The organism is Alkalilacustris brevis (assembly GCF_003350345.1).
Classification (GTDB): Bacteria; Pseudomonadota; Alphaproteobacteria; order Rhodobacterales; family Rhodobacteraceae; genus Alkalilacustris; species Alkalilacustris brevis.
Map to the genome: position 1 here is coordinate 1 of NZ_QNVJ01000011.1, position 12352 is coordinate 12352.

At 67.2% G+C, this 12352-nt stretch carries 14 protein-coding genes; 7 read left to right on the forward strand and 7 right to left on the reverse strand.

Annotated features, from left to right (window positions below):
• The 3 genes from DQ229_RS01630 to DQ229_RS01640 form a co-directional block, all read right to left on the reverse strand.
• The coding region (locus DQ229_RS01630) for a methyltetrahydrofolate cobalamin methyltransferase (protein WP_155326417.1) at positions 1-843 on the reverse strand (843 nt) is incomplete at its 3' end.
• An 11-nt stretch (positions 844-854) separates the two neighbouring features.
• A complete protein-coding gene (locus DQ229_RS01635; protein ID WP_114964551.1) occupies positions 855-1775 on the reverse strand; it encodes a methylenetetrahydrofolate reductase in 921 nt (306 codons plus the stop codon).
• Positions 1776-1814: 39 nt separating this feature from the next.
• Positions 1815-2111, reverse strand: coding sequence for a virulence factor (locus DQ229_RS01640; RefSeq protein ID WP_114964539.1), 297 nt, complete (start codon positions 2109-2111; stop codon positions 1815-1817).
• 233 nt (positions 2112-2344) lie between these two features.
• On the opposite strand from DQ229_RS01640, the gene DQ229_RS01645 reads away from it, so the two are divergent.
• Genes DQ229_RS01645 through DQ229_RS01655 form a run of 3 tightly spaced genes read left to right on the forward strand, consistent with a single transcriptional unit; the run spans position 2345 to position 4708 of the window.
• Complete coding sequence (locus DQ229_RS01645; RefSeq protein ID WP_114964540.1) at positions 2345-3454, forward strand: Ppx/GppA phosphatase family protein; 1110 nt, start codon at positions 2345-2347, stop codon at positions 3452-3454.
• Between the two features lie 14 nt (positions 3455-3468).
• Positions 3469-4224 (forward strand): RlmE family RNA methyltransferase, encoded by a 756-nt coding sequence (locus DQ229_RS01650; protein ID WP_114964541.1) that lies wholly within the window; start codon positions 3469-3471, stop codon positions 4222-4224.
• Positions 4208-4708 (forward strand): SAM-dependent methyltransferase, encoded by a 501-nt coding sequence (locus DQ229_RS01655; protein ID WP_114964542.1) that lies wholly within the window; start codon positions 4208-4210, stop codon positions 4706-4708. The genes DQ229_RS01650 and DQ229_RS01655 overlap by 17 nt, the downstream gene beginning before the upstream one ends.
• A gap of 29 nt (positions 4709-4737) precedes the next feature.
• Here DQ229_RS01655 and DQ229_RS01660 read toward each other — a convergent pair whose 3' ends face one another.
• A complete protein-coding gene (locus DQ229_RS01660; RefSeq protein WP_114964543.1) occupies positions 4738-5079 on the reverse strand; it encodes a cupredoxin domain-containing protein in 342 nt (113 codons plus the stop codon).
• A gap of 118 nt (positions 5080-5197) precedes the next feature.
• The gene (locus tag DQ229_RS01665; protein WP_114964544.1) at positions 5198-6697 is read right to left on the reverse strand and encodes a CoA-acylating methylmalonate-semialdehyde dehydrogenase; all 1500 of its coding nucleotides are present in this window, start codon (positions 6695-6697) and stop codon (positions 5198-5200) included.
• Between the two features lie 108 nt (positions 6698-6805).
• Here DQ229_RS01665 and DQ229_RS01670 point away from each other — a divergent pair, with 108 nt between their 5' ends.
• The 3 genes from DQ229_RS01670 to coaD are packed head-to-tail and all read left to right on the forward strand — an operon-like array spanning position 6806 to position 8790.
• Positions 6806-7774, forward strand: coding sequence for a LysR family transcriptional regulator (locus DQ229_RS01670; RefSeq protein ID WP_114964545.1), 969 nt, complete (start codon positions 6806-6808; stop codon positions 7772-7774).
• 18 nt (positions 7775-7792) lie between these two features.
• A complete protein-coding gene (locus DQ229_RS01675; RefSeq protein WP_114964546.1) occupies positions 7793-8239 on the forward strand; it encodes a CBS domain-containing protein in 447 nt (148 codons plus the stop codon).
• A 59-nt stretch (positions 8240-8298) separates the two neighbouring features.
• Entirely contained in the window at positions 8299-8790 is a 492-nt protein-coding gene (coaD, locus tag DQ229_RS01680; RefSeq protein ID WP_114964547.1) for a pantetheine-phosphate adenylyltransferase, read from the forward strand.
• Between the two features lie 200 nt (positions 8791-8990).
• Here coaD and DQ229_RS01685 read toward each other — a convergent pair whose 3' ends face one another.
• Both DQ229_RS01685 and DQ229_RS01690 read right to left on the reverse strand, forming a co-directional pair.
• Positions 8991-9389, reverse strand: a complete 399-nt coding sequence (locus DQ229_RS01685) for a cell division protein ZapA (protein ID WP_114964548.1) — start codon at positions 9387-9389, stop codon at positions 8991-8993.
• The gene (locus DQ229_RS01690) at positions 9382-9912 is read right to left on the reverse strand and encodes a hypothetical protein (RefSeq protein WP_155326418.1); all 531 of its coding nucleotides are present in this window, start codon (positions 9910-9912) and stop codon (positions 9382-9384) included. Before DQ229_RS01690 ends, DQ229_RS01685 begins: the two co-directional genes overlap by 8 nt.
• Before the next feature lie 241 nt (positions 9913-10153).
• Between DQ229_RS01690 and tkt the strand changes: the two genes are divergently transcribed.
• Positions 10154-12175, forward strand: a complete 2022-nt coding sequence (gene tkt, locus DQ229_RS01695; protein ID WP_114964550.1) for a transketolase — start codon at positions 10154-10156, stop codon at positions 12173-12175.
• The last annotated feature ends 177 nt before the right edge of the window (positions 12176-12352 follow it).

The window sequence follows — 12352 nt, forward strand, 5'->3', positions numbered from 1 at the left end:
CCATTCGCTGCCGTTGGGATCGTGGTTCATCAGCAGGTTGGCAGCGCGGATGGCTTCCATTTCGACGGCACGGACGGGGTTCATGATGGCGCTGGTCATGCCCGCGCCGATCGCCATCGGCAGGAAGGCCGCGTTGACGCCATGCCGGTTGGGCAGCCCGAAGCTGATATTCGAGGCGCCGCAGGTGGTGTTCACGCCCAGTTCTTCGCGCAGACGGCGCACCAGCGCAAAGACTTGCCGCCCGGCGCTGGCCATAGCGCCGACCGGCATCACCAATGGGTCGACCACGATGTCATGGGCCGGGATGCCGAAATCGGCGGCGCGCTCCACGATTTTTCGCGCGACGGCGAAGCGCACATCGGGGTCTTCGCTGATACCGGTGTCATCGTTCGAGATTGCCACCACCGGCACGTTGTATTTCTTGACCAGCGGCAGCACCAGGTCCAGGCGCTCTTCCTCGCCGGTGACGGAATTCAGCAGCGGCCGCCCCTGGGCCGCCTCGAGCCCGGCCTCGAGCGCGGCGGGCACGCTCGAATCGATGCACAGCGGCACATCGACCAGCCCCTGCACCAATTCGATGATCTGCCGCATCAGCGGCGGCTCGGTCAGGTTGGGATCGGGGTTGGAATTGTAGACCACGCCCGCGTTCACATCGAGCACCATCGCCCCGCAGGCGACCTGTTCCAGCGCGTCGCGCTCCACGGTCGAGAAATCGCCCGCCTCCAGCTCGGCGGCCAGTTTCTTGCGACCGGTGGGATTGATGCGCTCGCCGATCACGCAGAACGGCTCGTCAAAGCCGATGGTGACGGTGCGGGTTTTCGATTCGATCACGGTGCTGGTCATGGCGGCGCCTTTCAGGCCGGGGCGGCGGGGGTGGCGGCGGCGCCGCCATGCTCGGTCGTCCAGGCGGCGCTGGCTGCAATGCCGCCCAGCGGGAAGAAATGCACCGCCTCGATCCCGAAATCGGGGTTGGCGGCCTTGTGCGCGGCCAGGTCCTCGAGCAACGCGGTCGGCTCGAACGGCAGCAAGAGCTTGCTGACATCGCGCGCGCGTTTTTGCAGCACCTTCAGTGAGGGGCCGACCCCGCAGGCGATGGCGAAGCGGATCAGCGTTTGCAGCTTGGCCGGGCCGGCGGCGCCGATATGCACGGGCAGGGTGATGCCCTCGGCCGCCAGCCGCTCGACCCATGCGATCACCGGCGCGGCCTCGAAGGCGAACTGTGTCACGATGGCCATTTCGGCATCGGTGCGCGCGGCGAAGGCCTGTTTCCAGCGCAGCGCCTCCATCACGCGCGCGTCGCTGCCATCGGGGTCGATGTCGCGGTTGCCTTCGGGGTGGCCGGCGACGTGCAGCCGCTCGAACCCGTCGAACAGCCCGCTTTCCATGAGCTGCATCGAGCTGTGGTAATCGCCATGCGGTTTCGCCACACCGCCCGCCAGCAGAAGCGCCTGTTTCACGCCGGCCTCGCCCTGATAGCGCGCAACCCAGTCGGCCAGCATCGCCTTGTCTTCGATGATGCGGGCGGGGAAATGCGGCATCGGCTCGAAGCCTTCCGCGCGCAACCGCGCGGCGGTGGCCACCATGTCGGCGATCTCTGTCCCCTCGATATGGGCGATGTAGACGCGGGTGCCTGCGGGCAGAATCTGGCGGAAGTCGCTGATCTTTTCGGCGGTGCGCGGCATCACCTCGATGGAGAATCCCCGCAAGAGGGCCACCAGCGCCGGGTTGGCCGGGCGCGGGCGCCTTTCTTCACGACGAAAGTTCAACAGTGCCATCATCTTCTCCCAGAAATCTGCCATTGCGCCGGGCTTTCCTCAGGCCCGGCCGTCGTTTGCGATCAGGGCGCGCAGGCGCGCGCTGTCATAGCTGGCCTCGATCCGCGCGGCTTCGGCTTCGGCCAGGTCTTCCTCGCGGCCCTCGGCCTCATGTAGCGGGGCCTTGCGCCATTCGGCAAGGTAGCTGTCCGAGTCGCGCGCGCCGACCTTCATCGCGCAGCGGTCGATCGCCTGTTCGAAGCGTTCGGCCAGCACCCGCCGCACCGAACTCCGCCCCCGGCCCACGATGACCTGGGCCGGGATGTCGCGCCAGTAGACGATCGTGACCTGCGGCATCGGTGATTCCCCCTTCGCCCTTGCTTACGCTGCCCGCAGGCCCCGCCGTCGCCCGATTTCGACACAAGGCGGCACCGTTGCGACCCGCGTCAGGATAGCGCGAAATCGTGGCCGGAACAGCCTTTCGCGCGCGGGGTGTTGCGCGGAGTGTGCGGAAGTTGGTTGTCGCAGTCCCTTGCGCGGGCGGGGTTCCGCCTCTACCTTTAGCGTCAACCTGAGTTGGAGGGCGATCAATGGCGCCCGAGCGTCCCGCCGGCGCGGACGCGTTCCCGAAATCGGTAGAGCCGCCGCGCCGTTCCCCGCCCGACCGGGGGCAGCTTTATGCTGCGCTCGATCTGGGCACGAATAGCTGCCGAATGCTGATCGCCCGGCCGACGGGTGCTCAGTTTCAGGTGGTGGACAGTTTTTCCAAGGCTGTCCAGCTTGGCGCGGGGCTTGAGGCCTCGGGTCGGCTTGGCCATGCCTCGATGGCGCGCACGGTTCAGGCGCTGCGCATCTGCCGCCGCAAGCTTGAGCGCCACCGGGTCAACCACATGCGCCTTGTCGCGACCGAGGCGTGCCGCCGCGCCGCGAACGCGCGTGACTTCATCCGCAAGGTGCAGCGCGAGACCGGCCTGCAGCTCGAGATCATCCAGCCGGAGGAGGAGGCGCGGCTGGCCGTGGTTTCCTGTGCCTCGCTGGTGTCGCCGCGGACCGAGCAGCTTCTGGTCGTCGATATCGGCGGCGGCTCGACCGAGCTTGTCTGGATCGACCTTTCCGGCGTGCCGCCGGGCGAGCGCGCGCGCGCCATCATGCGCCTGCATCGCGGCTTCGACCCCGAGCAGCAGGGCCACGGGCCGGCGGCACGGGTGGTAGACTGGATCAGCGTGCCGCTGGGGGTGGCGACGCTGCGCGACCAGTTCCGGGATGTCGATGACGATGCCGCGCATTTTGCCCTGATGAGCTGGTTCTTCGAGGAGAATCTCGCGAAATTCTCGCCCTATGACCGTGAGCAGGCGCGCGACGGATTCCAGATCATCGGCACATCGGGCACGATCACCACGGTGGCGGCCTCGTTTCTGGGGCTGACGCGCTATGACCGCAACCGCGTGGACGGGCTGTGCATGACGACCGACCAGATCGACAGCGTGATCCGCGAATACCTCGCGCTTGGCCCCGAGGGGCGGCGCGTCGACCCGCGCATCGGGCGCGACCGCCATGCGCTGATCATGTCGGGGGCGGCGATCCTGCAGGCGCTGATGCGGGTCTGGCCGACCGACCGGATGTCGGTGGCCGACCGTGGCTTGCGCGAGGGGCTGCTTTACGCGCAGATGTGCAATACCGGCGTCTTTGTTGACGGCTGACAGGACAGGGGCTGATGGCGAAACCACCGGGGCGGAAAACGGGTAGCGGATCGGGGCGCGGGCAACGCGAACTGAAGGTCAAGGTCAAGACGGCACGCGGACGCAAGCTGTCCTCGACCCGCTGGCTGGAGCGCCAACTCAACGACCCTTATGTGCAGCGCGCCCGTGCCGAGGGCTATCGCGGCCGCGCGGCCTTCAAACTGATCGAGCTGGATGACCGCTTCCGCTTTCTGCGTCCGGGCGCGCGGGTGGTCGATCTGGGCTGTGCGCCCGGCGGCTGGCTGCAGGTGGCGGTGGCGCGGGTCAATGCGCTGGGCGAGGCAAAGGGCAAGCCGCAGGGCCGTGTACTGGGCATCGACCTGCAGGAGGTCGAGCCGCTTGCCGGCGCCGAGGTGCATGTGCTCGATTTCCTGGCCGAGGGCGCCGACGATCAGGTGAAGGCCTGGCTCGACGGGCCGGCGGATGTGGTGATGTCGGACATGGCGGCTTCGGCCTCGGGGCACAAGCAGACCGACCACATGCGCATCATCGCGCTGTGCGAGGCGGCGGCGGAGTTCGCCTTCGACGTGCTCGAAAAGGGAGGCACTTTCGTTGCCAAGGTGCTGGCCGGCGGCGCCGAGGGCGATCTGCAGAAGCTTCTCAAGAACAATTTCGAGAAGGTCGCCAATGTGAAACCCCCGGCAAGCCGCGCCGACAGTTCCGAAAAATATGTGGTGGCCATGGGGTTTCGCGGCCGCCCTGACGAGGAAGACGATGCCACGGCCCAGTGAAACCCGTTTCGCCCCGCGCACCGGCGAGTCGCGGCTGGATTTCGACCCCGCCGCACGCCCCGATGCGGGCGTGGTGTTCATCGGGCGCATCCGCTCGCCCTGGGGGATCGACGATTGCCCCAAGAACCTGCGCGCGGCACGCGAAACGGGGCAGGGCGCGCGGTTCGAGATCGATGCGGCCTATCGTGCGGGGCTGGAAGGGATTGCCCCCGGGGACAGACTTGTCGCGCTTTACTGGATGGCCGAGGCCCCGCGCGACCTGATCCGCCAGAAGCCCCGCCACCGCGACCGCGCCACCGGCGTCTTCGCGCTGCGCTCGCCCGCGCGGCCGAACCCGGTGGCCCTGGGCGTGGTGCGTTGTGTAAGTATCGACGCGGCGCGCGGCGTGATCGAGGTGGACGCGATCGATGCCTTCGACGGCACGCCCCTGATCGACATCAAACCCTTTGTCGAGGCTGTCGATACGCCAGACAGCGCTGGCTGAAACAGGCCAGCGCACAGGCGGCGGTGCGATTACTCGACGGTGATGACACCGCGCATTCTCGGATGGATCGAGCAGCGATATTCGTAAACGCCGGGTTCGGTGAGGGTGATGGTATCGCTGTTTCCCGTCCCGAGGCGCGCGGTCTCGAAGGCACCATCGTCGGCGGTGGCGTCATGGGGCGCGCCGTCAGTATTGGTAAAGCGCACGCTGTCCCCTGCGGCGATGGTGAGTTCCGCGGGCTGAAAGGCAAAGCCCTCGATGCTCACCTCATGCGTCGTGCCGGCTTGGGCCGGACGGCCGTGCAGTGCCGCTCCGGCCGCGGCCAGCGCGAACGCCCCGGTAAGGGCGCGACGTCTTGTGATATCGGACATGTTTTCCTCCCGTTTTCGCCTGCGGTTCCAAACGGGGAGGATGCGCGCGATACGCCGCCCGATCAATCGGGCGGCGATCAACTTGTGGTGCAGGCACGCTGGCGTGCGGGCGGGCGGATCAGTCCATCGCCTTGAAATGGAACTCGCCGCCTTCCTTCAGCCCCGAGGGCCAGCGCGACGTGACCGTCTTGGTGCGCGTGTAGAAGCGGAAGGCGTCCGGCCCGTGCTGGTTGAGATCGCCAAAGCCCGATTTCTTCCAGCCGCCGAAGGTGTGATAGGCCAGCGGCACCGGGATCGGCACATTGATGCCGATCATTCCGATATTCACCCGCGCCGCGAAATCGCGGGCGGTGTCGCCGTCGCGGGTGAAGATGGCGGTGCCGTTGCCGTATTCATTGTCCATCGCCAGCTTCAGCGCCTCTTCATAGCTGTTCGCGCGCACCTGGGCGAGGACCGGGCCAAAGATCTCCTGACGGTAGATGTCCATCTCGGGAGTGACGTTGTCAAAGAGCGTGGGCCCCACGAAAAAGCCGTCCTCATAGCCCTGCAGCGCAAAGTCGCGCCCGTCCATCACCAGTTTCGCGCCCTGCTCCACGCCCGAGGCGATCAGCCCCTTCACACGTTTCATCGCGTCCGCGGTCACCAACGGGCCGTAATCCACGTCATCGCCTGCCGTATAAGGGCCAACCTTGAGCTTTTCGATGCGCGGAACCAGCTTCTCGATAAGCTTGTCGGCGGTCTTTTCGCCCACCGGAACGGCCACGGATATCGCCATGCAGCGCTCGCCCGCCGCGCCATAGCCCGCGCCCACCAGCGCATCCGCTGCCTGGTCCATATCGGCATCGGGCATGACGATCATGTGGTTCTTGGCGCCGCCGAAGCACTGCACCCGCTTGCCCGCCGCACAGCCGCGCGAATAGATGTATTCGGCGATCGGGGTCGAGCCGACAAAACCGATGCCCTGGACGGTCTCGTTATCCAGGATCGCGTCCACCGCCTCCTTGTCGCCGTTGACGACCTGCAAAAGCCCGTCGGGCAGCCCGGCCTCCTGCATCAGCTCGGCCAGCATCAGCGGCACCGAGGGGTCGCGCTCGCTGGGCTTGAGGATGAAGGCGTTGCCGCAGGCCAGCGCCGGGCCCATCTTCCACAGCGGGATCATGGCGGGAAAGTTGAACGGCGTGATGCCCGCCACAACACCCAGCGGCTGGCGCATCGAATACATGTCGATGCCGGGGCCGGCGCTGTCGGTAAACTCGCCCTTCAGCAGATGCGGCGCACCGATGCAGAACTCGATCACCTCGAGCCCGCGCTGCACGTCGCCCTTGGCGTCGGGGATGGTCTTGCCATGCTCGCGCGACAGGGCTTCGGCCAGCTTGTCCATGTCGCGGTTCAGAAGGCGCACGAACTCCATCATCACCCGCGCGCGGCGCTGCGGATTGGTGGCGCCCCACTTCGGCTGTGCCGCGGCGGCCGAGGCCACGGCGGCGTCAAGCTCGTCTTTCGAGGCCAGCGCCACGTGCGCCTGCACTTCGCCGGTGGCGGGGTTGTAGACATCGGCAAAGCGCCCCGAGCGGCCGGGTACGCGCTTGCCGTCGATCCAATGGCCAAGCTCCTGCATGACACGTCTCCTTTTCGATGCTTCAAGAACCAGCATAGCCTTGCATAAATGGCCTGGAAACAGGCATGGTCCCAAAGAAGTATTGCATTTTTGCAAAACGAGGGGCGGATGCAGGCCGATTGGGATGATCTGCGGGTGTTTCTGGCACTGGCACGGGGCGAAACGCTCAGCCGCGCGGGGCGCGTGTTGCGGCTTGACCCGGCCACGGTGGGCCGCCGCATCGCCCGGCTGGAAGAGGCGCTTGGCGCGCGGCTTTTCGCCCGCTCGCCGCAAGGTTACGCGCTGACCGATGAAGGCCAGCGCCTGCTGGCCCACGCCGCCGATGTCGAAGAGGCCGTGATCGGCAGTGTCGAGGCGCTGCGCGGCGTGCCCGGGCAGCTTTCGGGGCAGGTGCGCATCGGTGCGCCCGATGGCTGCGCGAATTTTCTGCTGCCGCAGGTGGTGGCCGCGATCTGCGATGAAAACCCGGGGCTCGAGGTGCAGATCGTTGCGCTGCCGCGGGTGGTCAACCTGTCCAAGCGCGAGGCCGACATGGCCATCGCCGTCAGCCGGCCCACTGCCGGGCGGCTGCTGGTCCAGAAGCTTGCCGATTACCGGCTGCATCTGGCCGCCTCGCGCGACTATCTGGCGCGGCATGCGCCGATTCGCAGCCCCCAGGATCTGCGCGCGCATCGTTTCATCGGCTATATTCCCGACATGATCTTCGACAGGGAGCTTGATTATCTCGCCGAAACCGGGCGCGAGGCGGTCACGCTGGCGTCGAACTCGGTTTCGGTGCAGCTCAACTGGGTGCGGCAGGGCGCGGGGCTGGCGATCGTGCATGATTTCGCCATCCCTGCGGCGCCCGAGCTTTGCCGGGTGCTGCCCGACCAGATCGCCCTGACACGCGCCTTTCACCTGGTGCGCCATGCCAGCGATCGGCGGCTCGAGCGGCTCAACCGCTTTGCCGAGGCCCTGGCCCAGGGCGTGCGGCGCGAGGTGGCGCGGCTCGAATCGGCGGCGGCTGCGCATGATCCTGCCGGTTTGACAGAGCCGCTTGACAGCGGGCGCCGCGCGGCGAACCATGGGGAATTGTAGGTCGCGGAGGAAAACGCCATGCTGGTGCAGCAGATTCTCAAGTCCAAGCAGCAAAACGACGTAGGCGCCGAGGTCGTGACGATAACGCCGGAAAGCGCGGTCAGCGAAGCCGCGCGCCTGCTTTCCGAAAGGCGCATCGGCGCGCTGGTCGTATCCACCGATGGCAAGGCCGTGTCCGGCATCATTTCCGAGCGCGACATCGTGCGTGAACTGGGCCGGCGCGGCCTTGAATGCCTTGATGAGGCCGTGGGCGACCTGATGACCCGCAAGATCAGCCATTGCAGCCCCGAGGAAAAAGCCGACCAGGTGCTGGCCCGCATGACGGCCGGGCGATTCCGCCACATGCCGGTGCTGCAGGACGGGCAGATGGTCGGCCTGATCTCGATCGGCGACGTGGTCAAGGCCCGCCTCGACGAGCTTGCGATGGAGCAGGAATCGCTCAGGGAAATGATCATGGGGCGCTGAACCCGCTTGCATCTCGGCGCGCAATATAGTTGCGTGCCCGAAAAGCGAGGGACAGCAACATGCGCATCGGTCTCTATCCGGGCACTTTCGACCCGATCACCCTGGGTCACGTCGATATCATTTCGCGCGCTTGCGCGCTGGTTGACCGGCTGGTCATCGGCGTGGCGATCAACCGCGACAAGGGGCCGCTCTTCACGCTGGAAGAGCGCGTCGCGATGATCGAGGCGGAAATCGGCGCCCTGGCCGCGCGCACCGGCACCGAGATCGTCGTGCACCCGTTCGAGAACCTGCTGATCGACTGCGCCCATGACGTGGGGGCGCAGGTGATCGTGCGCGGCCTGCGGGCGGTGGCCGATTTCGAATACGAGTTCCAGATGGTCGGCATGAACCGCGCGCTCGACAGCCGGATCGAAACCGTGTTTCTCATGGCCGAGGCCCGGCACCAGGCGATCGCCTCGAAACTGGTCAAGGAAATCGCGCGGCTGGGCGGCGATGTCACCAAGTTCGTGCCCGGCGCGGTCAAGCAGGCGCTCGAGGCAAAGCTGCGCTGACAGGCTGCTGAATAGCCATTTCCAATGCAAAACCGGGGCATGCGGGCAGTTTCCGTCGAAACTGCTTCGCGCCCTGCCGCGTCACTGTGAGAAAAATATCCCCGCCGGAGGCATTCGGCACTGGCCGCCGGGCGCGTCCGGTTGGGCGTGGGCGCGGCTCCGCATCAGTCTGGTCGCGCGACCATCCGGCCTGGCGGGGATCACCCGCCTTTCAGCCGCTCCTCGACCTGGTCGGCCAGCGCCTCGGCACGGGCGGCGATCTCGGCCATGGTGTCGGTGACATCGTCGGGAATGACCGGCACCTCGATGCGCTCGGGCGCGGGGGCGGGGCGGTTTTCCTGCTCGGCCAGCCGGGCCTCGCGGTTCGACAGCTGTGCGCGGGCGTCGCGCAGCTGATCCTCCAGCCCGGCAGTGCGGTCGGCCAGCATCAGCGCCGCCATCAGCAGCATCCGGTTCTCGGGCATTCGGCCGATCTGGCTGAGCAGCACCTGCGCCTCGGCATCGAGCATCTTTGCCGCGGTCTGAAGGAAATGTTCCTCGCCCTCCTGGCAGGCGACGTTGAATTCCTTGCCGCCTATGGTGATGGTCTGTTCAGCCATGTGCCTGCTCCCCGATCAGCGGTTCCAGTTCTCCCATGATCTCTTCGAGTTCGGCCATCTCGGCGCGGCGCTCGGCGTGCAGGCTTTCCAGCTCGGCCTGAAGCGCGCGGTTCACCGCCGCCGGGTCAAGCCGGTCGCCCTTCTCGGCGGCCTCGGCCAGCTGGCGGTTCGCCTCGACAAGCTGGGCATTGGCGCGCTTGAGCCGCTGCAACTCCAGCCCCTGGACATCAAGCTGTTCGGTGGCGCGGGCAAGCCGGCGCTCGACTTGCGAGGCGATGGATTCCTGCTTTTCCTTGATCGCGCGCACCCGTTCGGTGAGCTGGGCATTGGCGTTGCGTTCGGCATCGAGCGCCTCGCGCAGCGCGGCAAGCTCGGCCTCCGAGGCGCTCGCGTCACCCGCGGGCGGGGGCGCGGCGGCCTGCGGGGCGGCCGCCGGGGCGGCACTGCCCGCGGCCTCGGCGGCCTGGGCGATACGCTCCAGCGCAGACTTGATCCGCCGTTCCAGTTCGGAAATCTGGCTCATCAACATGCTCTCCTGCTTTCTGCATCCTGTCATCCCGGTCCGCGCGGCGGGCGAATCGGGCCGTGCCCCCGTGCGGCGATCATAAACCAAAGCGGGCTTGTGATGCTCCCCCTTTGTGAACAAGGGCTTGCGGGGTCAGCTTGATCTTGCCCGCAGGGGTGCTATCAGTCGCGCCCAAAGGTCGCGCCGGTCAGTGGCGCGGGCAAGCCACACCGCGCCATCATCGAAGGATCTGTCTGCCGTGGATATCAGCACCCTGCGCCAAAGCCACCCCGAGCACTGGAACAAGGCCTGCGCCATCCGCGCGCTGGCGATGGATGCGGTCCAGGCCGCGAAATCCGGGCATCCGGGGATGCCGATGGGCATGGCTGATGTGGCGACCGTCCTGTTCGAAAAGCACCTGAAGTTCGACGCCAAGGCCCCCGGCTGGCCCGACCGCGACCGCTTCATCCTCTCGGCCGGGCATGGCTCGATGCTGCTTTATGCGCTGCTGTATCTCACCGGCTCGCCGGACATGAGCCTCGACGAGATCCGCAATTTCCGGCAATGGGGCGCAAAGACTGCAGGCCACCCCGAATTCGGCCACGCGCTGGGGATCGAGACGACAACCGGCCCGCTGGGGCAGGGGCTGGCCAATGCGGTGGGCTTCGCGCTGGCCGAGGAATCACTGCGCGCGCGCTACGGCCGCAAGATCGTCGACCACCACACCTATGTCATCGCCGGTGATGGCTGCCTGATGGAAGGCATCAGCCACGAGGCGATCGGCCTGGCGGGGATGCAGAAGCTGTCGAAGCTGATCGTGCTTTGGGACAACAACGAGATCTCGATCGACGGGGCGGTCAGCCTGTCGGATATCACTGACCAGCGCGCGCGCTTTGCCGCTGCCGGCTGGCATGTGCTGTCCTGCGACGGTCATGACCCCGCCGATATCGACCGCGCCCTGACCGCGGCGAAGAAATCCGATCGCCCCGTGCTGATCGACTGCAAGACGGTGATCGGCTTCGGCAGCCCCAACAAGCAGGGCACCGCGGGCGCACATGGGGCGCCGCTGGGCGATGACGAAATCGCCACCGTGCGCGAAATCTACGGCTGGCCCCATGCACCATTCGTGATCCCCGCCGAGGTCAAGACCGCATGGGAGGCGATCGGCAGCCGCGGCGCGGCGGCTCGCGCCGAATGGGAAACCCGCCTGGACGGCCTTGGCAAGGGCAAGCGCGCCGAGTTCGACCGCCGCATCGCCGGCGAGGCTCCGCGCAAGCTGGCCTCGACCATCCGCGCGCTGAAAAAGCAGGTCAGCGAGACCGCGCCCAAGGTCGCCACGCGCAAATCCTCCGAGATGGTGCTCGAGGTGGTGAACCCGGTGATGCCAGAAACGCTTGGCGGTTCGGCCGACCTGACGGGCTCGAACAACACGCGCACGGCGGATCTCGGCATCTTTTCGCCCGAGAATCGTCAGGGCCGTTACCTGCATTACGGGATCCGTGAACACGGCATGGCGGCGGCGATGAACGGCATGGCGCTGCATGGCGGCATCCGCCCCTATGGGGGGACGTTCCTGGTGTTTGCCGATTATGCGCGCGGCGCGATCCGGCTTTCGGCGCTGATGGGCGTGCCCGTGACCTATGTGATGACGCATGACTCGATCGGCCTGGGCGAAGACGGCCCGACCCACCAGCCGGTGGAGCATCTGGCGATGCTGCGCGCCACGCCCAACACCCATGTCTTCCGCCCCGCCGACACGGTGGAAACCGCCGAGGCCTGGGAACTGGCGCTGACCAGCGAGCGCACGCCCTCGCTGCTGGCGCTGAGCCGGCAGAACCTGCCGACCCTGCGGCTGAAGCACACGAACAAGAACCTGACCGCGCAGGGCGCCTATGTGCTGGCCGAGGCCGAAGGCAAGCGTCAGGCAATCCTCATGGCGACCGGCTCGGAGGTGGAGATCGCGCTGGCTGCGCGTGATCTGCTGCAGGCCGAGGGGATCGGCACGCGCGTCGTCTCGGCGCCCTGTCTCGAACTGTTTGCCGCCCAGCCCGAAACCTACCGCCGCCGGGTGCTGCCGGGCGGCGCGGCGGTGCGCGTGGCGGTCGAGGCCGGCGTGCGCCAGGGCTGGGACCGCTGGCTGTGCGGTGAGCGCGGGCGCGAGGCCAAGGCCGCGTTCGTGGGGATGGAGGGCTTCGGCGCCTCGGCCCCGGCGCCGCGCCTCTATGCCGAAATGGGCATCACGGCCGAAGCCGTCGCTCAAAAGGTCAAGGCGCTGCTGTAAAGCCTGCTGCGCGCGACCGGGCTGCGGCTGGATTGGCCCGGGGTGCGTCATCGGAAGGCCTCGACAGAACACGGCACCTTGCCAAAGGGCCCGCCCGGCGGCAACGCCGGGCAGGCCTGCCATTCCGGTGGCTTACGCCGCCCCACCGGGGCGACGGTCCCCCTCCATCCCGGCAGG